Genomic DNA, 22,765 nt, shown 5'->3' on the forward strand with positions numbered 1-22,765 from the left:
AGGTAAAAAAAGCCCGGCACTGGGCCGGGCAAAAGTTGCGTCAGTCGGTTTGCGCGGCCGGGCGTCAGCTCATGCCCAGCCAGGTCGGCAGGGCCAGGGAGATCCACGGCACGTAGGTCACCAGCACCAGGAATGCCAGCAGCAGCATCAGCCAGGGCATGGCGGCGCGGATGGTGGCGGTCAGCGGCATGCCGGTCACCGCCGAGGTGACGAACAGGTTCAGCCCCACCGGCGGGGTGACCAGGCCGATCTCCAGGTTGACCACCATGATGATGCCCAGGTGGATCGGGTCGATGCCCAGCTTCATGGCAATCGGGAACAGGATCGGCGCCAGGATCAGGATGATCGCCGAAGGCTCCATGAAGGCGCCGGCGATCAGCAGCACGATGTTCACCACCAGCAGGAACATCACCGGGGTCAGGCCGGCCTCGATCACCCAGGCGGTGATCTGCTGCGGCAGCTGCTCGGTGGTCAGCACATGGGCGAACAGCATGGCGTTGGCGATGATGAACATCAGCATGATCGACAGCTTGGCCGACTCCACCAACACCTTCGGCACCTCGCGCACGCGCATGTCCTTGTACACGAACAGGGCGATGAAGGCCGAGTAGATGGCGGCCACGGCGGCGGCTTCGGTGGGGGTGAACATGCCGGAGTAGATGCCGCCGAGGATGATCACCATCAGCAGCAGGCCCCACACCGCCTTGCGTGCGGCATCCAGCCACTCGCGGAAGGTCGCCCGCGGCAGGGCCGGCAGGTTCTTCTTCACCGCGACGATGTAGATCGCCACCATCAGCACGATACCGAGCAGCACGCCCGGGATCACGCCGGCCATGAACAGCTTGCCCACCGAGGTCTCGGTGGCGGCGGCGTACACCACCATGACGATGCTCGGCGGAATCAGAATGCCCAGGGTGCCGGCGTTACACACGATGCCGGCGCCGAAGGCCTGCGGGTAGCCGGAGCGGACCATGCCGGCGATGGCGATGGAGCCGACCGCCGCCACCGTGGCCGGCGACGAGCCGGACAGCGCGGCGAACAGCATGCAGGCCAGTACCGCGGCAATCGCCAGGCCGCCACGGATGTGGCCGACGCAGGCGTTGGCGAAGTCGATCAGCCGGCGCGCCACGCCGCCGGTGGTCATGAACGCACCGGCCAGGAGGAAGAACGGAATGGCCAACAGGGTGTAGTGCTCGCTGGTCTCGAACAGCTTGATCGCCAGCGAGCGCACCGAGTCCTGGCTGAACAGGATGATGGTGAACGAGCCGGCCAGGCCGAGGGAAATGGCGATCGGCACGCCGATGAACATCAGCAGGAACAACAGCAAAAAGAGGAACAGGACGGTCATGGCTTGTGCTCCTCGTGCTCGGTGAGTTTCACCGCTTCGGCGGCCTCGTCGGCCAGGCCCAGGCCGGTCTGCTGGCCGCGCAGGATGCGCACCAGAACTTCGGCGAAGCGAATGAACACCAGGGCGAAACCGACCGGCACGATCAGGCCGATATGCCACTGCATCACGCCGTAGTGACCGAGGTCTTCGGCGCCGATGGCGGCGGTGAACAGGGTCTGGATCCAGCCGAAGCTGGCCACGCTGAGCAGCCCGGCGTAGACCAGGCAGCACAGGCAGGCAATCACCCCGATGATGCGCTGCACGGGTTTGGAGGCCAGCTTGACCAGCGCATCGACACCGATATGCCCGGCCGTGCGTACGCCGTAGGACAGGCCGAAGAAGATCAGCCAGGCAAACAGTGCCTTGGTCAGCGCGTTGCTCCAGGTCATCGCCTGGGCGCCGGCGAGGATGGCGTCGCCGATGCTGAACAACAGGTCGCTGGCCGCCGGCCAGCGGTCGGCCAGATTGTAGAACAGGGTGTAGAGGTTGTTGAGGATGACGTAGACGAAGGTCACCAGCGTCATGGTCCCCAGCAGGAAGGCGATGAAGCCTTCCTCGAAGTGATCCCAGACGCGCCGCAGGGCGTTCATGGATGGCATCTCCCGATGGCTGAAACGGCAGGCCGCAGCCGCCGGAAGGGCGGCTGCGGGGTACGGGTCACTGCGCCTGGTTGGCGGCTTCGGCGGCCTTGATCAGGTCGGTGCCGATCTCGCCTTCGAACTTCTGCCACACCGGCTTCATGGCATCGCGCCAGGCGGCCCGTTGCTCGGCGTTGAGCACGGTGATCTCGCTGGTCTTGGCGTCGAGGATGCGCTGCTTGTCACCCTGGTTGAGGGCATCGGCCTGCTTGTTCACCTCGACGGTGACCTCGGCCATGATGCTGCTCAGCTCAGTGCGTACGTCTGCCGGCAGGCCGTTCCAGAACTGGGTGTTGGTGATCACCATGTAGTCGAGCAGGCCGTGGTTGGACTCGGTGATGTACGGCTGCACCTCATGCATCTTCTGGCTGTAGATGTTCGAGTAGGGGTTCTCGGCACCGTTGACCACGCCGGTCTGCAGGCCCTGGTAGACCTCGGCGAAGCTCATCTTGCGCGGGTTGGCGCGCACCGCCTTGAACTGCTCCTCGAGCACGGCGGAGGCCTGCACGCGGAACTTCAGGCCACGGGCATCCTTGGGCAGCAGCAGCGGCTTGTTGGCCGACAGCTGCTTGAGGCCGTTGTGCCAGTAGCTCAGGCCGGTGATGCCCTTGCCTTCCATGGAGGTCAGCAGCTTCTGGCCTTCGGCGCTGTGCTGGAAGCGGTCGACCGCGGCCATGTCGTCGAACAGGAACGGCAGGTCGAAGATCTGCAGCTGCTTGGTGTACTGCTCGAACTTGGCCAGCGACGGGGCGATCATCTGCACGTCGCCGAGCAGCAGGGCTTCCATTTCCTTGCCGTCGCCGAACAGCGAGGAGTTGGGATAGACCTCGACCTTGACCTTACCGGCCAGGCGCTCCTCGGCGAGCTTCTTGAACAGGATCGCGCCCTGGCCTTTCGGCGTGCTGTCGGCGACCACGTGGGAGAACTTGATGACGATCGGCTCGGCGGCCTGGGCCAGGCCGGCGATGCCGAGGGACAGGGCGCAGGCGAGCGCCATGGCAGTCTGCTTGAACATGCGGGTGATTCCTTTGTTGTGATTGTTAGGAGCAAGCGCAGCAATGCATCTTGGAACACCCCCTAACTGTAGTCGGCTACGGTTGCGGGGTTCGGCGTGACGCTGCTGGGGAGGCTATTAGCAACACGGATGCCAGCCACTGGGCTGGCGAAAAGGCTTGTTCTAGAGCGGTTGCTCTGTGGGCGGTAGCGTTCTTGTGGCGGCAATCCGCCAAGAACGGGGCGGTTTTTGGCGGTTTTCCGCCATCTGCCGCGCCGGCTCAGCCCTGGGTTTTCGGCCGCCAGGCGCAGTAGCCGGGGCGCGGGCCGATGCGCGGGTGGTTGCGGCAGGTGTCCGGGCGCTGTTCGTAGACGGTGCACAGGCGGGTCTTGCGATCCAGGTACATGCAGTCGCCGTTGCTCATGCGGGTCAGGGTGAAGATCCCCGACTTGGCGTTGAAACGCTCGATCAGCCCTTCCTTCTGCAGGCGCTTGGCGATGTTCTTCGGCGGCTCGCCGCGCTCGAATTCGTCGACCACGCCGATGCGGATCAGGTCGACGATGCGCACTTCCACCGGCATGGTGCAGCAGGTCGACATGCAACTGGTGCACATGTCCCTGTTGTACTTGCTCCAGGTTTCCAGGCGGTCGATTTCCGCGGCGGCGATCAGTTGAGGTTTCATCGGCAGGGTCACAGGCGCGCAGCGCACAAGGTTGGGCGCGCGATGATAGCGGGAGCGGCGAATTTGTGAACCCTTTCCTGCCGGGCGGCCTTGTACGTCTTGGCTTACAAGGCGTGCCGGCAATCGCGGCTGGCGGCCATTCGAACAGCTGTTTAATCTGCCCACCAAGGACGACGCGCAGGAAGCGCAGCAAAACAACACGGATTCGTAGGATTGCTTGCCAGGATGGCGAGTCGACCAGGGAAGTCAGGAACCAATCTGCAGAACCCCGCACCAGCGGGGTTTTTCTTTTTCTGCGTCCCGGTTTTGTTGGCACAGCGTCAACTGATGCGTGTTGCTGCATGGCTGCCGGTACTCGCGCAGCGGGCCCTGGCTCTCTCCATGCCCTAGCCCAACCCCTCCAGCAACTGCCGCAGGGCGCTCGGCGCCAGGCCGGTCCAGCGCTTGAACGAGCGGCGGAAGTTGGTGGCGTCGTGGAACTGCAGGTAGCTGGCCACTTCCTCGTTGCTGTAGCCCTTGACCCGATACAGGTACAGCGCCATGTGCTTGCGCGCCAGGTCGAGCTGTTCCTGGAAGTGGCTGTCGTGTTTCTGCAGCTTGCGCTTGAGGGTCGAGGGGCTCATGCCGAAGGCCTGGGCCACGCCCTCCAGCTGCAGCGGCTCGCGGGTATGCGCGAGCAGGTGGCCATACAGGCGGTCGAGCAGGCTGGCGCGAAAGCCCAGCGCCGCCAGCTGGCGTTCGCTGTCCTGCTGCGCCACCTGGCCGGCGATGGCCGAGGCGCCCGGCCAGGGCCGGTGCAGGTATTCACGGGGAATGCTCAGCACATCCACCGGCGCGGCGAACTGCACGTTCTCGCCCAGGTGCACCCAGTACTGTTCGACGTAGCGCGGCTGCGCATGGCTGAAGCTGGCGCGCCAGGGCAGACGCTCGCCGGCCAGCCAGCGGCTCATGCCGACCAGTGCGGTCATGCTCGCCTCCAGCAGAAAGCGCTGCTGGGCGCCGGCGCCGCAGCTGTCCAGCCAGTAGATGTGCGCGTGGCGTTCATCCAGCAGCAGGCGCGGGCTGAGCAGTGGGCTGAGCAGGGCTCGCTGGCGGCCGAGGATCTCCAGTGCCTGCTGCAGGTTCGCCGCCTGCTGCAGGGCATGGCTGGCGGCGCCGTAGTGGCCGGGCAGCAGGCGCTGGCCAAACAGGAAGCTGCTGTCGTCGGCCTCCAGCAGACGCCGGCTGTTGTCGATCAGGCAGAGGAACTGCTGTGGGCTGAGACGTGCCTGGCCGCTGAGGATGTCCTCGTGGAACAGCCCGCTGCCGCGCAGTAGGCGGTGGCTGTCGATCCCGCGCGACAGGGCCAGGTCGAGCAGCACCGCCGGCTGCCAGTGGCCGGGGATGAAGCGGCTGTCGCGTTCGTACCAATCGGTCTTCAGGGGCATGGCGCGGTCTCAGGCACTACAGGCGTAGGGCGGCTGCTTGGCCTTGGCCAGCGCCAGGTTGAGCCGTTGCAGCAGGCTCTGCGCGTCGTCCTGCAGGGCCATCACCGAGGCGGTGCTGGCGCGCAGCTGCAGGCGCTCGCCGTGCTGGCCGGTCTTGTGCGCCAGGTGCGCCACCGCCGCTTGCAGTTCCTCGGCCAGCTGGCGTGCCTGGCGCTCGCCGGTATTGGGCAGCAGTACCACGAAACGGTCGCCGGCCAGGCGGCAGAGCAGGTCCTGGCGGCGCAGGTTGAGCAGCAGCAGCTGGGTCAGCGCCTGCAGCACGCGGTCGCCCTCGGCGTGGCCGTACAGGCGGTTGATCGCGCTGAAGTCATCCAGATCGACGATCACCAGCGACAGCGCCTGCTGCTCGTCACGGGCCAGGGCCAGGCTCTGTTCCAGTTGCAGGCGCAGGTAGTCGGCGGCACCCAGCGGGGTGAGCTTGTCGAACAGGCGGTGCTCGCGGAACAGCCGTTCGCGCTTCTCCATCTGCGCGCTGATCGCCAGTTGCTCGTGGTGCCAGTGGTACAGGCCGAAGGTCAGCAGGACCAGGCCGAGCGGCATCGGCGCCGACTCCAGCCAGTTGTCCCAGCCGATCGCATCGGGGATCTGGATGAACTCGTCGAGCGCGTCCACCCACCAGGAGAAGAACACCAGGCCCAGGCCGAGGGCGAGGAAGTTGGTCACCCGCCCGGCCGGCCGGCTCTTCAGCACCAGGCCGAGCCAGACCAGGCACAGCAGCGCCGAGCCGCCTTCGCCGAGGATATCCAGCCACACCCATTGGCTGGCCTGCTTGAGGTCGCCGGCGGCCAGGTGCAGGAGCAGGCCGAGGTTGGCCGCCAGCAGCAGGCCGGCGAGTTTCAGGCGGTGCAGTTTGAACAGGGAAGGCATGGCCGCGCAGGCTCCGCGAAACGGTGGTCGCGGCCAGCAGAACAGAGCCATGTGACGGAATGGTTGCAGCGGGGGAGGTCGGATCGGCTCAGGCTTTTTCTGGTCTGTTTTCGCCGTTGGCCGGCGCCAGGGGTTCGCTGGCAGTCCTGACGTAGAGCTGTATCCCCGCCGTGGCGGCGTGTCGGGGCGAGCGCTTTGCTCCCTTTCCCGTTCATGGCAGAGGGCAAGGGAGAGGGTGAGGCGCGTGATCCCGTCGCGCTGCATGGGTCATTTCAGCCCAGAGTCGCCGCCAAACCCCGGCAAACCCCCGTGATTCGGGCCTTGCAGCGCTGTGCTGTCACGTAACCGTCATGCCGCGCTCCTAGCTTGCGCCCCAAGTCGCCGGGCAGTGGTTCCGGCTGCAACGGATTTCTTGGGGAGATCAGCATGCACAAGCGTCGTCTTACTGCCCGCCGGGCAGGGTTTCACATCAGCGCCCTGGCGCTGGCCATCGCCACCACGCCCGTATGGGCCGCCGATGAGGCCGCCGTGGAACACGTCAATGTGGTCGGCCAGGCCGCCAGCATGGACCTGTCATTGAAGGAGCAGCGCCGCTCCGACAGCGTGGAAAGCGTGGTGCACGCCGACGGCGTGGCCCAGCTGCCGGACGAGAACGCCGCCGAGGCGCTGCAGCGCCTGCCGGGCGTGAGCGTCGAGCGCGACCAGGGCGAAGGCCGTTTCGTCAGCGTGCGTGGCCTCGGCCCGGACCTCAACAGCGTGAGCATCAACGGCACCCTGGTGCCTTCGCCGGAGAGCGACCGCCGCGCGGTGGCCCTCGACGTGCTGCCCGCCGAGCTGGTGCAGTCGCTGACCGTGGTCAAGACCCTGACCCCGGACATGGACGCCAACTCCCTGGGCGGCAGCATCGAGGTGGAAAGCCTCTCGGCCTTCGACCACAAGGGTCTGTTCTATACCGGCAGCAGCGAAGCCAGCTACGACGACAACACCGGCGAGACCAGCCCGAAGTTTTCCGGCGCGGTGAGCGACCGCTTCAGCCTTGGCGACGGCGCCGACAACTTCGGCGTGGCCGCGGCCATGAGCTGGCAGGAGCGCGACTTCGGTTCGGACAACGTGGAAACCGGCGGTGCCTGGGACTTCGAGGATGGCGCCCGGCTGGAAGAGCTGGAGCAGCGCGACTACGAGATCACCCGCGAGCGCAGCGGCCTGGGTCTGAACTTCGACTACCAGGCCGACGACTACAGCAGCTACTACCTGCGCACCCTCTACAGCCGCTTCAAGGACACCGAGACACGCAACGCCGCTGGCGTCGAATTCGCCGACGCCCAGTTGCCGGGCGAGAGCGGCGATGCCGAAGGCTGGCGCGAGCTGAAGGACCGCGAGGAAACCCAGGAAGTGCAGTCCTATGTGCTCGGCGGCGAGCGCCTGATGGGCCAGTGGACGATCAATGCCCAGGCCGGCTACAGCCAGTCCAGCGAGGACACGCCCGGGCACATCGCCGGCGCCACCTTCGCCGGTAATGACGACTTCACCGATGTCGGCTTCAGCGACAGCCAGAAGCCGCACCTGAATATTGGCAGCGAATTCTCCGACCCGGCCAACTTCAGCCTCGACGAGGTGGAGTGGGCCGAGGAAGACACCACCGACACCGAGAAGAACATCAAGCTCGACCTGGCCCGCGACTACGAGCTGGCCGGCCACGCCGCCCAGGCCAAGTTCGGCGGCAAGCTCAGCCGCCGCGACAAGGACAACGACACAGACGTCTGGACCTACGAGGACTTCGACGATTTCGGCCTGAGCGACGACCAGCTGAGCATGGCCAACTTCACCAAGGGTGAGGTCGACTACGGTCTCGGCCACTTCGGCCCGGGCCTGTCCGCCGGCGCGATCGAAAGCCTGCTCGGCGGTCTGGATCGCAACGAGTTCTTCAACGAGGAAGAGTCGCGGGTCAACGACTTCGACATGAGCGAAGACATCGACGCCGCCTACCTGATGAACACCGTCGACATCGACGACCTGCGCATCATCGCCGGCCTGCGCTACGAGGGCACCGAGTTCGAGGCCAAGGGCACCGGCATCCGCGACGGCGACTACCAGGCGATCGAGGCCGACAACGACTACCACCACTGGCTGCCTGGCCTGCACGCGCGCTACCAGCTGAACAAGGACACCCAGCTGCGCGCCGCCTGGACCAACAGCGTGGTGCGGCCGACCTTCGGCCAGCTGGCGCCGGGCTTCGTCATCGACGGCGACGAGGCCAGCTTCGGCAACCCGACCCTTGACCCGCTGGAGTCGAGCAACTTCGACCTCGGCATCGAGCACTACCTGGGCCATGCCGGCGTGGTCTCGGCCTTCGTGTTCTACAAGGACATCGACAACTTCGTCTACAACAGTGACCTGGCCGGCACCGGCGAGTGGCTCGACTTCGACGAGGCCAACACCTTCGCCAACGGCGACAGCGCCGACCTGTACGGCCTGGAACTGGCCTACTCGCAGAAGTTCGACTGGCTGCCGGCACCCTGGAACGGCCTGCTGCTGGGCGCCAACGCGACCTTCAGCCGCTCCGACGCCAGCATCAGCGGTTTCGACGCCGACAGCGGCACGTTCCGCGAGCGCGACATCGACCTGCCCAACCAGTCCGAGACGGTCGGCAACCTGATGCTCGGCTGGGAAGACGACAAGCTCAGCCTGCGCCTGTCGGCCAACTACAAGTCGGAATACCTCTACGAAGTGACGAGCATCACCGACCAGGCCCACGACCTTTATGTGGACGACCAGACCTTCGTCGACTTCAGCGCCGGCTACTTCCTGACCAAGGGCCTGCAGCTCAAATTCGAGGCGCAGAACCTCACCGACGAGAGCTACTACGTCTACACCGGCAGCCGCGGCTACAACGCCCAGTACGAAGAGTACGGCCCGACTTACAAGCTCGGTCTGACCTACACCAACCTGTGAATAGAAACGACCTGCTGCGCGTCGGCCATGCGTCGTTGGAACCGGCCTCGGGGTGCTCATTTACAACTCGTAAATTCCGCTCCCTCGGCCGCTTCCGCCTAGCCTGGCTCTAGCTCGCGAGGTCTCGCACCGTGTCGGCCGAACCCTATGACCTTCTCGGTGCCTGCCCGCATGACTCCAAGGACACCCCACCGCATGAATCCGCTGTTCACCCGTACCCTGCTGCTCGCCAGCCTGGCCCTGGCCGGTTGCGACCGGCTGCCGCCGCTGGCTTCCGCCGCCAGCCCGAGCCTGGCCTTAAGCCCCTGGGGCGCCTCGGCCAAGATCAAGGCCGAAGACCTGCGCTTCGTTCCCGCCGAGCTGAGTGGTGGCGCCGACCTGCGCATCGCCGCCAGCGAGCGCAACGGCCTGCTCCTGCTCGATCAGGACGGCGCCGAGCTGGCGCGCCTGCCCGGTTCCTATTCCGGCCTGGACAGCCGCAGCGCCGGCCAGCAACTGATCGTCGCCAGCCTGGACAACGCCACCCAGCAGGCCGCCCTGGTCAGCCTGGATACCACCGGCAAACAATGGAGCCGCCCGCAGCTGCTGCCGGCGCGCGACTACGCCATCAGCGGCCTGTGTTTGTACCGCGACGATGCGGCCAACCTCTACCTGTTCCTGATCGGCGAAGACGGCCAGGGCGAGCAGTGGCTGGTCGGCGCCGGCAACCAGCTGAATGCCGAGGCCCAGCGTGTGCGCGGCCTGCCGCTGCCGCCGCAGGCCGAGTACTGTCAGGCCGACGATGCCGGCAACCTGTTGTTCGTCAACGAGGAGAACGTCGGCCTGTGGGCCTACCCGGCCCACCCGGAAGCCGACGCCAGCCGCGTACCGGTGGATATCCGCGCGCCGTTCGGCAGCCTCAAGGACAGCGCCGGGGCCATGGTCAGCGTGCCCGGCGGGCTGCTGGCGCTGGACCCCGGCGCCGCCGAACTGCACCTCTACCAGCAGCAGGGCGAAGCCTGGGAGCAGGTTGCCAGCCTGCCGTTGAAGGGCCTGGAAGAGCCGGAGCGCCTGGCCGTGCGCAGCACCGATCAGGGGGTGCAGTTGCTGGTGCAGGACGACGGCGCCGGGCGCTTCTACCAGGGCGAGCTGAACTGGCAACCGACGGCCGTCGAGCTGCCCCGTGTCCTGCCGCATATCCCGGCCCTGCGCCAGAGCGAGCCGGTCGGCCGCCACGGCGACGCCGCCGATGACCCGGCGATCTGGGTGCACCCGCAGCAGCCGGCGCTGTCACGCGTGCTCGGCACCAACAAGAAGCAGGGCCTGCTGGCCTACGACCTGGACGGCAAGCTGCTGCAGGACCTGCCGGTCGGCCGCCTGAACAATGTCGATGTGCGCGCGGAATTCAGGTTGGGCAGCGAGACCGTGGATCTGGCCGTGGCCAGCAACCGTGATCACGACAGCATCCACCTGTTCGCCATCGACCGGGTCAGCGGCGCGCTGCGCGAGGCCGGCGAGATACGCACACCGATCAAGGAAATCTACGGTATCTGCCTGTTTCAGCCGGCGTCCGGCGAACTGTACGCCTTCGCCAACGGCAAGGACGGCAGCTTCCTGCAGTACCGCCTGGATGGCGCCAGCGGTGAGATCAGGGGCGAGCTGGTGCGCCGTTTCTCGGTGGACAGCCAGCCCGAGGGCTGCGTCGCCGACGATCAGCGTCAGCGCCTGTTCCTCGGCGAGGAAGATGCCGGCGTGTGGGCAGTCGATGCCCGCGCCGACGGCCCGACCGAGCTGACTTCGGTGATGAGTGTGGGCGAAGTGCTCAAGGCCGATGTCGAGGGTCTCGGCCTGTACCAGGCCGGCGCGCAGGACTACCTGGTGATCTCCAGCCAGGGCAACGACAGCTACGTGGTGCTCGATGCCGAGCCGCCCTATGCGCTCAAGGGCGCCTTCCGCGTCGGCCTCAACGGCGCCCTGGGCATCGACGGCGCTTCCGAGACCGATGGCCTGGAAGTGACCTCGGCCAACCTCGGCGGCCCCTGGAGCGACGGCATGCTGGTGGTGCAGGACGGCCGCAAGCGCATGCCCGAGCAGACGCAGAACTTCAAGCTGGTGCCCTGGAGCGACGTCGCCCGAACACTGAGCCTGGATTGATGCCGCTCTCCGTAGGAGCCAGCTTGCTGGCGATCAGTGCCCATCCGGAGTACGCAGGATCGCCAGCAAGGACTAGGCGTTCCCCGGGCTCCTACAAAAAAGCGCTGTCATCAACCGGTAACCGCCACGTAATCGAATAACCCCAGACTCCGCGCCGCCGTTCCCCCTCTCCCGCTTGCGGGAGAGGGTCGGGGAGAGGGGAGAAACCATCGGCCGGTCATCCGGCCAGTGAAGAAATAAAGGAGCCCCACCATGCACCCCACCCTCGAACAGATGACCGTCTGGAGCCTGATCGGCGACGCCAGCCTGCTAGTCAAACTGGTCATGCTCATCCTGCTCGGCGCCTCGCTGGCCAGCTGGTACCTGATCATCCAGCGCAGCCTGCTGCTGGGTCGCAGCGAACGCCTGCTGAAGGATTTCCAGAAGCGCTTTCGCCAGCAGGGCGACCTCGCCGCGCTGTACCGCGAAGGCGGCGAAAGCACCGACAGCGATGCCGCGCTGGAGCAGATCTTCCGCGCCGGCTACACCGAATTCGCCCACCTCAAGCGCGAGCCCGGCATCAGCGGCGAGGCGGTGAGCGATGGCGTCGAGCGCAGCCTGCTGGTGGCCATCGCCGAGCAGGAAGAACGCCTGGAAAAGGGTCTGCCGTTCCTCGCTACGGTCGGTTCGGTCAGCCCCTATATCGGCCTGTTCGGCACCGTGTGGGGGATCATGAATTCCTTTATCGGCCTGTCCCAGGTACAGCAGGCGACCCTCAGCACCGTCGCCCCAGGCATCGCCGAAGCGCTGATCGCCACCGCCATCGGCCTGTTCGCGGCGATCCCCGCGGTGATCGCCTACAACCGCTTCGCCGCCCGCGTCGCCACCCTCAGCACGCGCTTCTATGCCTTCGGCAACGAACTGCAGGCACGCCTGCACCGCAAGCTGCAGGCTGCCCCGGGCATCGCCCAGGCCGCCTGAGGAGAGCCCCATGCGCAAGCCGCAGAACAAGCACGGCCCCAAGGCCGAGATGAACGTGGTGCCGTATATCGACGTGATGCTGGTGCTGCTGGTGATCTTTATGGTCACGGCACCCATGTTGACCCAGGGGGTCAAGGTCGAGCTGCCCAAGGTTGCCGCCGAGGCGCTGCCGACCGATAGCCAGCAGCGGGTGCTGACCCTCTCGGTGAAGGTTGATGGCAGCTACTACTGGAACCTCGGCAGCGAGCTGGACGTCCAGAACCAGACCGACAGCGCGGTGAATCTGGACGAGATGCGCAGCAAGGTCGGCGCGCTGATCGCCGCCCATGGCGACACCCAGGTGTATATCCGCGCCGACGGCGGCGCCGACTACGCCACGGTGGTGGCCGGCATGGCCGCGCTGCAGCAGGGCGGGGTGAGCAACCTCGGCCTGATCACCGAGGCGCCGCAATGAGCAGCGCGCTGATGCCCGCGCCCAGCCTGGCCCTGCCGGCGCTGCCCAGCCGCGCCTGGCTGCGCAATGCCGGCGCAGCGGTGGTGGCGGTCGGCCTGCATGCGCTGGTGCTGGGCCTGCTGCTCAGCCAGTGGCCGAGCGATCCGCCCGAGCCGCCCCAGGTGCGCACCCTGACCACCCGCCTGATCAGCCTGGCGCCGCCGGCCCCTCCCGTGCCGCCGCAGCCCGAAGTGGTTGTCGCGCCGCCGGTGCCGCCGGAGCCGGTCAAGCCGGTTGAGGCGCCCAAGCCCGATCCGCGCCTGCAGCAGCAGAAGCTGGAGCTGGAGCAGGCCGCCCTGGCGCGTAAGCGGGTCGAGGAGCGCAAGCGCGATGAGCAGCGCCAGGAACAGCAGCGTATCGAGCAGCAACGGCTGGAGCAGCAGCGTCGCGAAGCCGAAGCGCAAGCCCAGCAGCAACGCCTGGCCGAACAGCAGGCCCAGGCCGCCGAACGTGCCCGCCAGGCCGAAGCCGCTGCGGCCGCCAGCCGCCAGTACCTGCCGATTGCCAAGGACGCCCCGGACTACCCGGATCGCGCCCTGGACAAGGGCATCCAGGGTGACTGCACCGTCAGCTACCGGGTCAACCCGCAAGGCCGGGTGGAGAACCCGCAGGTGGTCGGCGACTGCCACCCGCTGTTCATTCGCCCGTCACTTTCCGCCGCTAAAAGCTTCCGCTACCAGCCACGCATCGTCGATGGCCAGGCGGTGGCCGTTGAAGGGGTGAAGAACACCTTCCACTACCGCATCGAATAAACCCCGACCTGCTCTCGGACCACGCCCTCTCCCATTTATGGGAGAGGGCCGGGGAGAGGGCAGCAGGCAACAACGATCCGTAGCCCGGATGCAATCCGGGACAACCCCCACACATCCATCGAGACCCCCGTGATGAGCCACGAGCACAGCCACTTCCACGCCAGCCTGGAAGCCCACGACGACATCACCATCAACCCCAGCGCCAACCCGCCGCTGGCCGAGCTGATCAACCCGGCGCGGCGCAACGTGCTCAAGGGTGGCCTGAGCCTTGCCGCTCTCGGCTTCTTCGCCGGCGGCATCAGCGCCTGCAGCAAGGCCGGCGCTAGCCCGCTGCTCGGTTTCCAGGGCGTGCCGGTGCAGATCGACCCGCAGTTCGACCGCGTGCTGGTGGCCGAGGGCTATCGCGCCGTGCCGTTTTTCTCTTGGGGTGATCCGGTGGAAGCCGGCGCGCCGGCCTGGAACCCGGACGCCAGCGACGACTGGCAGGCCCAGCTCAAGCAGGCCGGCGACAACCACGACGGCATGGACTTCTTCGCCTTCCCCGGCGAAACCGACCGCGGCCTGCTGGTGATGAACCACGAGTACGTCAACCCGCCGCTGCACCCGTCCGGGCAGATCGACCAGTCCAAACCACGCCCGCTGGCCGAGGTGCGCAAGGAACAGGCCGCCCACGGCGTCTCGGTGATCGAAGTGAAAAAGGGCGCCGACGGCCACTGGCAACGGGTCATGGATTCGCCCTACAACCGCCGCATCAGCATGCTCACGCCGATGCGCATCGCCGGCCCGCTGGCCGGGCTCGACGCGATGAAGACCGCCAGCGATCCGACCGGCCTGGAGGTGTTCGGCACCCTCAACAACTGCGCCACCGGCGTCACGCCCTGGGGCACCTTCCTCACCTGCGAGGAGAACTGGCACAACTACTTTATCAACCGCGATAAACAAGATTACGAGGCCAGGATTTCGCACAAGCGCTACGGCTTGGCCAAGGAAGGCACGAGCAAGAACTACGCCTGGGAAACCGCCGACCCGCGCTTCGACGCCACGCCTTATGCCGATCAGGCCCACGGCGGCCACGTCAACGAGCCGCACCGCTTCGGCTGGGTGGTGGAGATCGATCCGTTCGACCCCAAGGCGCAGCCGATCAAGCGCACCGCCTTCGGCCGCATCGGTCGTGAGTGCGCGGCGCTCAGCCTGGGCGCGGACGGGCGCATGGCCTTCTACTCCGGCGACGACGCCAAGGGCGAGTACGTCTACAAGTTCGTCCCTACCGGGCGCTACGATACGGCCAATCCCAAGGCCAACCGCGACCTGCTGGACGAGGGCACGCTGTACGTCGCGCGCTTCGACGCCGATGGCAGCGGCCAGTGGCTGGCGCTGGTGCATGGGCAGAATGGCCTGACCGTCGATAACGGCTTCGCCGATCAGGCCGAGGTGTTGCTCAACGCCCGCGCCGCCGCCGACCGTGCCGGCGCCACGCCGATGGACCGCCCCGAGTGGGCCGCCGTGCACCCCAAGACCCGCGAGGTCTACGTGGCCCTGACCAACAACGACGGCCGTGGCGCCAAGCAGCCCACCGACAAGGCCAACCCGCGCCCGCAGAACCTGCACGGCCAGGTGCTGCGCTTCAACGAACAGGACGCCGACCCGACCGCCACCGCCTTCACCTGGGAGCTATTCCTGCTGGCCGGCGAGCCACGCGGTAGCAAGGACAAAGAGGGCAAGCCGGTGCCGGTCAACCTTACCGGCACCATCAACGGCGACCTGTTCTCCTCGCCGGACGGCCTGGCCTTCGACGCCGCCGGGCGCCTGTGGATCCAGACCGACTACGACGACATCGAGCCGGCGATGCAGGCCATGGGCTGCAACCAGCTGCTCTGCGCCGACCCGAGCACCCGCGAGGTGCGCCGCTTCCTGGTCGGCCCGCGCGGCTGCGAAGTCACCGGCCTGGCCTGGAGCCCGGATGGCAAGGCCATGTGGGCGAATATCCAGCACCCCGGCATCAGCTTCCCGGCCAGCGACGGCAAGACCCGCCCGCGCTCGACCACGCTGCTGATCACCAAGCTCGACGGCGGAGTGATCGGCAGCTGAGGCGAGGGGGCTGGGGTAGGGTGGGTTCTTGCATCCGTAGGAGCGGCTTTAGCCGCGATCAGGGCAGCGCGGAGCCGCCTGTGACATGGCTATCGCGGCTGAAGCCGCTCCTCCGGGAGAGGAGGCAGGCTCATGGCTGGCGCGTGGCACTGCGGCAGCGGGCCAGCAGGTGCGCCAGGCCGGCCTTGTAGGTGGCGGCATCCATCTCGCAGCTGTGCTTGCTGAGGGTGTAGGCCAGCCCGAGGCGCTGCTGGGCACGGCTGGCCAGGCGGTAGAAATGGGCGCTTTCGGCGACGCATTCGAGCTGGTGCCAGGCGATGTGCTGTTGCTGGCCGTCGGGCGTGCTCAGCAGCACGCCCTGTTCGTCGAGCGTCCATACATGCAGGCCGCGCAGCCGAGTCAGACTATTGCTCAGTTGCCGGCGCAGGCTGCGTTCCAGGCGCGCGGCACTGTGCTGGCGAATGCGCGCACTGCGCGGCTGGCCGGCCTGTACCGCGCGTCGCAGCCAGGGCACGGCAAGGCGGCGCCATAGCAGGAGCAGCAGGCCGATCACCAGTAGCGTGGCGATGCTGCTGGGCACGCTATAGCGGCCATGCGGGAGCAGCGGCAGCAGGGCGAGCAGCAGCACGATCAGGCTCAGGGTCAGCGGTGCCAGCAGGCGTGCCTGCCAGTGCGCCAGGCGTTCGAAGACCTGCTCATGGCGAGCCAGGCGGCTGGCAATGATGTCCTCGGTCAGTTGTTGCAGGTCGGCAGCATCCATGCGGAAACGCAGTTCCATCGGTCTTCCTTGTCGAGCGTTGTGTGTGGGCAGTGTCGCATGCGCATCTGAGGGTATGCGGCCAGGGTCGCACGGATTGGTAGCAGCCGACCGCTGGTTGATGCAGATCAACCGCACTCTGGGCGAGGGGTCTAGAGTTATGGTTCCACCTTGCTTTGCAGAGGATGTGCAGATGAACAGATCGACACTACTGGGCGGCCTGCTGGTGCTGCTGGCTGCCGGCAGCAGCTGGGCCGCGACGGATGCGGCGAACGATGCCACGACGGAGCAGCAGTGGCAGCAGCACATGAACGAAATGCAGCAGATGCACCAGAGCTGGATGGCCGGCAAGACCCCGGAGGAACGGCAGAAACTGATGCAGGAACATCAGAAGGCCATGGGCAGCGGCATGCAGATGATGGGTGGCTGCCCGATGCACGGCAACATGCCCGGCATGGGAATGGGGCAGGGCATGGGCATGATGCAGCTGGACACGGTGGAGCAGGTGGATCAGCGCATCAAGCACATGGAGCAGATGATCGAGCAGCTGCGTGCGCATCGGGCGATGCTGGAAAAATCCTGATCGGCTGAACGCCTGTTGCGGCATCCACGGCGCCCGTGCTGGCGCCGTGGATGCTGCTGCGCGCAAGCCATAGCCCTGGCGCTTATGGGCCGCGCTGGCCCAGCCGCCAGCGCTGACTGCGCGGGCGCTGGCATCAGCTCTGCACGTGCTTTTCCACCCACAGCGCATAGGCGTCGATGAACTTCTGCAGGAAGCCGCGCACGCCGTCATTGAGCTTGCCCTGCTCGTCGAAGAAGCTGCCGGCGCCGCCCAAGTAGGCTTCCGGTTGCTGCAGCACCGGCACGTCGAGGAACACCAGGGACTGGCGCAGGTGGTGGTTGGCGCCGAAGCCGCCGACCGCCCCCGGCGAGGCGCTGAGCACCGCCCCCGGCTTGCCGCTGAACACGCTCTGGCCGTAGGGCCGCGAGCCGACATCGATGGCGTTCTTCATCGGCGCCGGCACCGAGCGGTTGTATTCCGGGGTGACGAACAGCAGGGCGTCGGCGCTTTTCACCTGCTGGCGGAAGCTGGTGTAGGGCAACGGCGCGGGGCTGATGTCGATGTCCTCGTTGTACAGCGGCAAGTCGCCGATCTCGACGATGTTCAGCTGCAGCGAAGGCGGGGCCAGTTCGATCAGGACCATGGCCAGTTTGCGGTTGATCGAGGCCTTGCGCAGGCTGCCGACGAGAACGGCGACGCGGTGGACTTTGCTCATGCTGACTCCCGGATAGGTCAAGAAAGGGCTGAGCTGGAACTATAGTGCGGCTGTCCGATTCTGCCCGGTGCCCGCTCTATGGCGGCCTGTCCGGGGGTGACGAACGGCGGCTTGACCTCTGTGGCCGTTGCGCAGAAATTGAGCGAAAGTCGGCGCAAGGTCGACCGCTCGAACAACAGTCATCCCCGGGTCGCATGCTGGCCGGGGACACAGTGAATCCCTTAGTTGCCTGTTGCTGCACAGTGTGCCGGCGGCCTGTCGCTGCCGGCGAACCCTGAGGACACCGCAATGGCCAGGTTCAACCCGTTTGATCCGCGATATCAACTGGAAGCCGAAGAACCGCTGGATGAGCTGGAACTGGAGGATGTGCCCGACCGGGTGCTGATCCACGAGGAAATCCAGCTGACCCTGCAGGCCATCGAGCGTCTGGCCGGGCAGCTGCGTCAGCGAACGCCGCCCGCTTGTCAGTCCGGGTTCTGACGGCGGCAGCGTTCTGCCCGCAGCGGCATCGAGCGGCTGTTCAGGCGGCGCGGCGATTGGTGTGCAGCTGTTCGAACCAGTCCAGCGCCTCGTCCCACAGCGTCTGGCTGCTGGCGCGGAAGTAGCCCATGTGGCCGACGTTGCCGAGGCCCTCGGCGCGGGAGTCGATGGTGCGGGCCTGGTAGGGCGCGGCGCTGTAGGCGGCCATGAAGGCGTCGCGCGAGCTGGGTGGCGCCCACAGGTCGTCGAGGGTGTTGGCGGCGACGATCGGTGTGCGCACGCTGGCGAACCGGGCGGCCAAATGGCCCTGCTCGGGGTCGTCGAAGAAATAGCGCGGGTAGCGGCACCAGCGTTTCCACTGCTGGTACACGCCCAGCGGCAGGTCTTCGCCCATACCCAGCTTGCTCCAGGCCAGGTAGCCCTTGCGCATGACGATCAGCGGGCCGACCAGGTTCCACATCAGCTGCACGCGGGCGCGCTCTAGTGGCGGCATCCAGCCATGCCAGCCGGCGCCGGTGCCGAAGGTGTAGAAACCGGCGACCCGCTCATGCCCCGGCAGCAGGCCGAAGGCATGGCCGCCGAAGGAGTGGCCAATCATGTAGGTGGGCAGGTCGTCGCCGTGCAGGTGGTCGAGGGCGGCGGCCAGGTCATGGGTGGCCCAGTCCAGGTAGCGCATATCGAAGCCGCGCAATTGCTCCGGCTTGGACTGGCCGATGCCGCGGTAGTCGACGCTCAGGGTGCTGTAGCCGCGCTGCGCGGCGTACTCGGCGAAACGCCGGTAGAAACCCTGCGGCACGCCGGTGGCGCCGCCGATCAGCAGGCGCGCGCGTGGCTGTGGTGCGTGGTACAGGGTTGCGCGCAGCGGGTAGCCGTCGTGGGCGCTGAGCTGTAGTTCTTCACGGCGGATATTCGGGGTTTCACTGGTCATGGCGGGTCTCCCGCGGGTAGTCACGCAGTAGCTGGAAAAGCGCCGCACTGGCGCGTTGCAAAGGCTCGCTGCTGCCGGCCACGCGGGCCTGCAGCAAGCCGCCCTCATACAGAGAGATGAACAGGTTGGCGAAACTCTCGGCGCTGTCGGCGCTGAAGCCGACGCCCTGCAACTGGGTCGTCAGGGCCTGGCGCAGGCGGGTGAAACAACCGGCCAGGGCGGCGCGGATCTCGACATCCTCCGGGCCGCTTTCCAGGGCCACGGTGGCCAGCGGGCAACCGCGCTCGAAGCGGCTGCCTTCCAGTTGCTGCAGGGTGTTGTCGAGCCAGCGCTGCATGGCCCGCAGCGGGTCCGGGTGCTCGCGGAACAGCTGGGCGAAGAAACCGTCGATGCGCTGGCCGATATGCTCGATGGCCGCCACCGCCAGCTCGTTCTTGCCGCCGGGGAAGTGGTGGTAGAGGCTGCCCTTGGGCGCCTGGGCCTGGGCCAGCAGTTCGTTGAGACCGGCGCCATGCAGGCCCTTGCGTTGCAGGGTGTCGGCCATGGCGGCGATCAGTTTGTCGCGGGTGCTGAGATTGTGTGCGTTCATGGCGCTATATGTAGACCAATCGGTCTAGCGATGAAAAGCGTCAGATGTGCCGATTAAGCGGGCGAATCGGTCGCGATCAGCGCGGCGTGTGAGGCGCGTAGTGGGGCGCCGAGCCATCCCGCGGGCAGGTGAAGCTCAGGCAAAGGCCGCCAGCAGGTCCCCGACCAGCGCCTGCTGCGCTTCGCTGGGCTGGCGGCCGCGGTGTCGGGCCAGGCGGAATTCGACGCCGAAGCCCTGCTGCTCGGGCTGCACGGCCTGCAGCCGGCCGCGCGCGACCCAGGGCGCGGCGATGTGCTCGGGCAGGTAGCCGATATGCGCGCCGGACAGGACAAAGGCCAGGGTGCCTTCCACCTGTTCGCTGCGCGCGCTGCTGCTGCCGGCCTGCCAGGGCTCGTCGGCGGCGATGAAACGGTAGGGGTGCAACACGCCGTCGCAGTGCTGCAGATCGCTGGCCTCGACCTGCCTCTTGCCGAACAGCGGATGGCCGCGACCGCAGTAAAGATGCTGCTGCTCGCTGAACAGCCGCCGGTAGTCCAGCGCCGTCTGCGCCCCGGAGAAATAGCCGATGGCCAGTTGCAGCTGGCCTTGCAGCAGGCGCCGCTCCAGTTCGGCCGGCACGGCGCTGAGCAGTTCGATCTGCACTGCCTGGTTGCGCCGGCGAAAACGCCCGATGGCCGCCGCGACCTGTGCCAGCACCTCGTCGGCCAGCGCCTCGGACAGGCCGACATGCAGCTCGCCGAGCAGCTTGTCGGCCATGCCCTGGGCCTCGCCCTTGAAGGTCTCGATGGCGCCGAACAGCTTGCGCGTGGCCACCAGCACTTGCTCGCCCTTGGGTGTCAGGCGAAAGCCGGCCTTGCCGCGCTCGCACAGGCGAAAGCCCAGACGTGTCTCCAGCTTGGCCATCTGTGTGCTGATGGTCGACTGGCCGATCCCCAGTTCGCCCTGGGCGGCACTGAAGCCGCCGCTCTCCACCACGCAGACGAACAGGCGCAGCAGTTGCAGGTCGAGGTCGCGCAGTTGGCTGAGCATGCCGGCTCCATACATTGATAGATAGCGATGCCAGAGTAGATCACTTCGTATTTATTCGAAGCAATGCCGGGCGCAGGATGCAGCCTGTAGGAGCCAGCTTGCTGGCGATCCAGCGCACACCAGGCATTGGAGATCGCCAGCAAGCTGGCTCCTACGGAAGTCGCGCCCAGTCAGTCCAACGAGGTTGTCCACCATGCGTCTTGCTGCAAGCTTGTTCATGCTCGCCTTCGCCCTGCCGCTGCAGGCCGAGGAGAAAGTCCTCAACCTGTACAACTGGGCTGATTACGTGGCGCCCGAGGCGCTCAAGCGCTTCCAGGGCGAGACCGGCATCCGGGTCAAATACGACACCTTCGACAGCGCCGAGGTGCTGGACGCCAAGTTACTCACCGGCGGCAGCGGCTACGACGTCGTGTTTCCCGCCTCCAGCGGCCTGGGCCGGGCGATCCAGGCCAAGGCCGTGCAACCGGTCGGCAGCCTGAGCAACGCCGGCAACCTCGACCCGGAGATGCTGGCCAAGCTGGCCTTCATCGATCCGGGCAACCGTTACGGGGTGCCCTACACCTGGGGCACCGTCGGCCTGGGCATCAACCGCCAGGCCGTGGAGCGGCGCCTGCCCGGCGTGGCGCTGGACAGCCTCGACCTGCTGTTCAAGCCCGAATACGCCGGCAAGCTCAAGGACTGCGGCATCGCCGTGCTCGATTCGCCGCAGGAGGTGGTGGCCATCGCCCTCAACTACCTGGGCAAGAAGCCCTACGGCGGCAATCCGGATGACCTGCAGGCGGTCAAGGCGCTGCTCGCCGCGCTGCAGCCCAACCTGCGCTACGTGGCGACCGCGCGGCATATCGACGACCTGGCCAAGGGCGAGATCTGCCTGGCGCTGACCTACACCGGCGACGCCGGCATGGCCGCCGCCCGCGCCGCCGAGGCCCAGCAGCCGTTCGAGGTGCTCTACCGCATTCCCCGCGAAGGCACGCTGATCTGGTTCGACACCATGGCCATCCCGATGGATGCGCCGCACCCCGAGGCGGCGCGGGCCTTCATCGACTACATGCTCAAGCCCGAGGCCATCGCCGAGCTGACCAACGCGCTGTACTTCGCCAACGCCAACCGCGCGGCCACCCCCTTGCTGGACCAGGCGGTCAGCAGCGACCCGGATATCTACCCGCCACGGGCGGTGCGCGACAAGCTGTTCGCCGAACAGATCCTGCCGCTGCGCGCCCAGCGCGAACGTACCCGGCTTTGGGCCGCCTTCCGCACCCAATATTAAGGAGACCGACATGGACCAAGCCTTCGACAACGACCAGGCCATCACCCGCGACAGCCTGTACGGCACCTGCGCCGAACCGACCTACGGCGGCATCACCAGTTTCATGCGCCGCCGCTATACCCGCGATTTGCGTGGCGTGGATCTGGTGGTCAGCGGCGTGCCGTTCGACACCGCCACCACCAATCGCCCCGGCAGCCGCTTCGGCCCGCGCGCGATTCGCGCCGCCTCGATCCAGTCGGCCTGGGCCCGCCACTATCCCTGGGAGTTCGACCCGTTCGATCTGCTGGCCTGCATCGACTACGGCGACTGCCATTTCGACCACGGCACCCCGCAGGACACCCCGGCCGCCATCGAGGCGCATGCCGACAAGATCCTCGCCGCCGGCTGCGCCATGCTCACCCTGGGCGGCGACCACTTCATCAGCTACCCGCTGCTCAAGGCCCATGCCAAGCAACACGGTCCGCTGTCGCTGATCCACTTCGACGCGCACAGCGACACCTGGCCGGACGAGGAGGGCGCGCGCATCGACCACGGCACCATGTTCTACCACGCGGCCAAGGAGGGCCTGGTCGACCCGGCGCGCTCGGTACAGATCGGCCTGCGCACCACCAACGATGACGTGATGGGCTTTCAGGTGCTGGATGCGCGGCAGGTCAACCGCAGCACCCCGGAGCAGATCGCCGAGCTGATCCGCGCCCGCGTCGGTGACCAGCCGGTGTACCTGACCTTCGATATCGACTGCCTCGACCCGGCCTTCGCCCCCGGCACCGGCACTCCGGTGTGTGGCGGGCTGAGCAGCCACCAGGCCCTGGAAATTCTGCGTGGCCTGCGCGGCATCAACCTGGTCGGCATGGACGTGGTGGAAGTGGCGCCGCCCTACGACAACGCCGAAGTCACTGCCCTGGCCGGCGCCACCCTGGCCATGGAGATGATCTGCCTGTACGCGGCGCGGCATAAGCTGTAACGCTGCCTGCCTGTATGAACCGCTTTTGTGGCAGCGAATTC

21 protein-coding genes are annotated in these 22,765 nt (G+C 66.9%); 10 read left to right on the forward strand and 11 right to left on the reverse strand.

Annotation, left to right across the window (positions count from 1 at the left end; translation table 11 throughout):
- Nucleotides 1-64: 64 nt before the first annotated feature.
- The 6 genes from dctM to F3I16_RS03850 all read right to left on the reverse strand — a co-directional run bounded on the left by dctM (nucleotide 65) and on the right by F3I16_RS03850 (nucleotide 6,055).
- Nucleotides 65-1,348, reverse strand: coding sequence for a C4-dicarboxylate TRAP transporter large permease protein DctM (dctM, locus tag F3I16_RS03825; RefSeq protein WP_160492401.1), 1,284 nt, complete (start codon nucleotides 1,346-1,348; stop codon nucleotides 65-67).
- Nucleotides 1,345-1,977, reverse strand: a complete 633-nt coding sequence (locus F3I16_RS03830) for a TRAP transporter small permease (RefSeq protein WP_160492402.1) — start codon at nucleotides 1,975-1,977, stop codon at nucleotides 1,345-1,347. Before F3I16_RS03830 ends, dctM begins: the two co-directional genes overlap by 4 nt.
- Before the next feature lie 67 nt (nucleotides 1,978-2,044).
- Entirely contained in the window at nucleotides 2,045-3,040 is a 996-nt protein-coding gene (dctP, locus tag F3I16_RS03835) for a C4-dicarboxylate TRAP substrate-binding protein DctP (protein ID WP_160492403.1), read from the reverse strand.
- Nucleotides 3,041-3,299: 259 nt separating this feature from the next.
- Nucleotides 3,300-3,701: a YkgJ family cysteine cluster protein gene (locus F3I16_RS03840; RefSeq protein WP_160492404.1), complete on the reverse strand. Its 402-nt coding sequence runs from the start codon at nucleotides 3,699-3,701 to the stop codon at nucleotides 3,300-3,302.
- A gap of 386 nt (nucleotides 3,702-4,087) precedes the next feature.
- Nucleotides 4,088-5,128 carry an AraC family transcriptional regulator ligand-binding domain-containing protein gene (locus tag F3I16_RS03845; RefSeq protein ID WP_160492405.1) on the reverse strand — a complete coding sequence of 347 codons (1,041 nt, stop codon included), beginning with the start codon at nucleotides 5,126-5,128 and terminating at the stop codon, nucleotides 4,088-4,090.
- 9 nt (nucleotides 5,129-5,137) lie between these two features.
- Nucleotides 5,138-6,055: a GGDEF domain-containing protein gene (locus F3I16_RS03850; RefSeq protein ID WP_160492406.1), complete on the reverse strand. Its 918-nt coding sequence runs from the start codon at nucleotides 6,053-6,055 to the stop codon at nucleotides 5,138-5,140.
- Between the two features lie 426 nt (nucleotides 6,056-6,481).
- Between F3I16_RS03850 and F3I16_RS03855 the strand changes: the two genes are divergently transcribed.
- From F3I16_RS03855 to F3I16_RS03880, 6 genes are all read left to right on the forward strand, one after another.
- Nucleotides 6,482-9,007: a TonB-dependent receptor gene (locus F3I16_RS03855; protein ID WP_160492407.1), complete on the forward strand. Its 2,526-nt coding sequence runs from the start codon at nucleotides 6,482-6,484 to the stop codon at nucleotides 9,005-9,007.
- A 195-nt stretch (nucleotides 9,008-9,202) separates the two neighbouring features.
- Nucleotides 9,203-11,140 carry a phytase gene (locus F3I16_RS03860; protein ID WP_160492408.1) on the forward strand — a complete coding sequence of 646 codons (1,938 nt, stop codon included), beginning with the start codon at nucleotides 9,203-9,205 and terminating at the stop codon, nucleotides 11,138-11,140.
- Between the two features lie 252 nt (nucleotides 11,141-11,392).
- A complete protein-coding gene (gene tolQ / locus F3I16_RS03865; RefSeq protein ID WP_160492409.1) occupies nucleotides 11,393-12,100 on the forward strand; it encodes a protein TolQ in 708 nt (235 codons plus the stop codon).
- Nucleotides 12,101-12,110: 10 nt separating this feature from the next.
- Nucleotides 12,111-12,554 carry a protein TolR gene (gene tolR, locus F3I16_RS03870; protein WP_160492410.1) on the forward strand — a complete coding sequence of 148 codons (444 nt, stop codon included), beginning with the start codon at nucleotides 12,111-12,113 and terminating at the stop codon, nucleotides 12,552-12,554.
- On the forward strand, nucleotides 12,551-13,345 hold the full coding sequence (locus F3I16_RS03875; RefSeq protein WP_160492411.1) for an energy transducer TonB: 795 nt from the start codon (nucleotides 12,551-12,553) through the stop codon (nucleotides 13,343-13,345). The genes tolR and F3I16_RS03875 overlap by 4 nt, the downstream gene beginning before the upstream one ends.
- A gap of 132 nt (nucleotides 13,346-13,477) precedes the next feature.
- Nucleotides 13,478-15,433 carry a PhoX family phosphatase gene (locus tag F3I16_RS03880; protein ID WP_160492412.1) on the forward strand — a complete coding sequence of 652 codons (1,956 nt, stop codon included), beginning with the start codon at nucleotides 13,478-13,480 and terminating at the stop codon, nucleotides 15,431-15,433.
- Nucleotides 15,434-15,563: 130 nt separating this feature from the next.
- On the opposite strand, the gene F3I16_RS03885 is transcribed toward F3I16_RS03880, so the two are convergent.
- Entirely contained in the window at nucleotides 15,564-16,211 is a 648-nt protein-coding gene (locus tag F3I16_RS03885; protein ID WP_160492413.1) for a hypothetical protein, read from the reverse strand.
- 172 nt (nucleotides 16,212-16,383) lie between these two features.
- Here F3I16_RS03885 and F3I16_RS03890 point away from each other — a divergent pair, with 172 nt between their 5' ends.
- Nucleotides 16,384-16,773 (forward strand): hypothetical protein, encoded by a 390-nt coding sequence (locus tag F3I16_RS03890; RefSeq protein ID WP_160492414.1) that lies wholly within the window; start codon nucleotides 16,384-16,386, stop codon nucleotides 16,771-16,773.
- Nucleotides 16,774-16,906: 133 nt separating this feature from the next.
- On the opposite strand, the gene F3I16_RS03895 is transcribed toward F3I16_RS03890, so the two are convergent.
- Nucleotides 16,907-17,467, reverse strand: a complete 561-nt coding sequence (locus F3I16_RS03895; RefSeq protein ID WP_160492415.1) for an NADPH-dependent FMN reductase — start codon at nucleotides 17,465-17,467, stop codon at nucleotides 16,907-16,909.
- A 288-nt stretch (nucleotides 17,468-17,755) separates the two neighbouring features.
- Here F3I16_RS03895 and F3I16_RS03900 point away from each other — a divergent pair, with 288 nt between their 5' ends.
- The gene (locus F3I16_RS03900) at nucleotides 17,756-17,947 is read left to right on the forward strand and encodes a hypothetical protein (RefSeq protein WP_160492416.1); all 192 of its coding nucleotides are present in this window, start codon (nucleotides 17,756-17,758) and stop codon (nucleotides 17,945-17,947) included.
- Between the two features lie 40 nt (nucleotides 17,948-17,987).
- On the opposite strand, the gene F3I16_RS03905 is transcribed toward F3I16_RS03900, so the two are convergent.
- The 3 genes from F3I16_RS03905 to F3I16_RS03915 all read right to left on the reverse strand — a co-directional run bounded on the left by F3I16_RS03905 (nucleotide 17,988) and on the right by F3I16_RS03915 (nucleotide 20,493).
- Nucleotides 17,988-18,875 carry an alpha/beta fold hydrolase gene (locus tag F3I16_RS03905; RefSeq protein ID WP_160492417.1) on the reverse strand — a complete coding sequence of 296 codons (888 nt, stop codon included), beginning with the start codon at nucleotides 18,873-18,875 and terminating at the stop codon, nucleotides 17,988-17,990.
- Entirely contained in the window at nucleotides 18,865-19,464 is a 600-nt protein-coding gene (locus F3I16_RS03910; RefSeq protein WP_218573098.1) for a TetR/AcrR family transcriptional regulator, read from the reverse strand. The genes F3I16_RS03905 and F3I16_RS03910 overlap by 11 nt, the downstream gene beginning before the upstream one ends.
- A gap of 135 nt (nucleotides 19,465-19,599) precedes the next feature.
- The gene (locus F3I16_RS03915; RefSeq protein ID WP_160492418.1) at nucleotides 19,600-20,493 is read right to left on the reverse strand and encodes a LysR family transcriptional regulator; all 894 of its coding nucleotides are present in this window, start codon (nucleotides 20,491-20,493) and stop codon (nucleotides 19,600-19,602) included.
- Nucleotides 20,494-20,686: 193 nt separating this feature from the next.
- Here F3I16_RS03915 and F3I16_RS03920 point away from each other — a divergent pair, with 193 nt between their 5' ends.
- Together F3I16_RS03920 and speB are read left to right on the forward strand one after the other, a co-directional pair.
- Nucleotides 20,687-21,760 (forward strand): polyamine ABC transporter substrate-binding protein, encoded by a 1,074-nt coding sequence (locus tag F3I16_RS03920; RefSeq protein ID WP_160492419.1) that lies wholly within the window; start codon nucleotides 20,687-20,689, stop codon nucleotides 21,758-21,760.
- 10 nt (nucleotides 21,761-21,770) lie between these two features.
- Nucleotides 21,771-22,724, forward strand: coding sequence for an agmatinase (gene speB / locus F3I16_RS03925; protein ID WP_160492420.1), 954 nt, complete (start codon nucleotides 21,771-21,773; stop codon nucleotides 22,722-22,724).
- Nucleotides 22,725-22,765: the final 41 nt, after the last annotated feature.

The sequence above is a fragment of the Pseudomonas sp. L-22-4S-12 genome, assembly GCF_009799935.1.
Taxonomy (GTDB): Bacteria; Pseudomonadota; Gammaproteobacteria; order Pseudomonadales; family Pseudomonadaceae; genus Aquipseudomonas.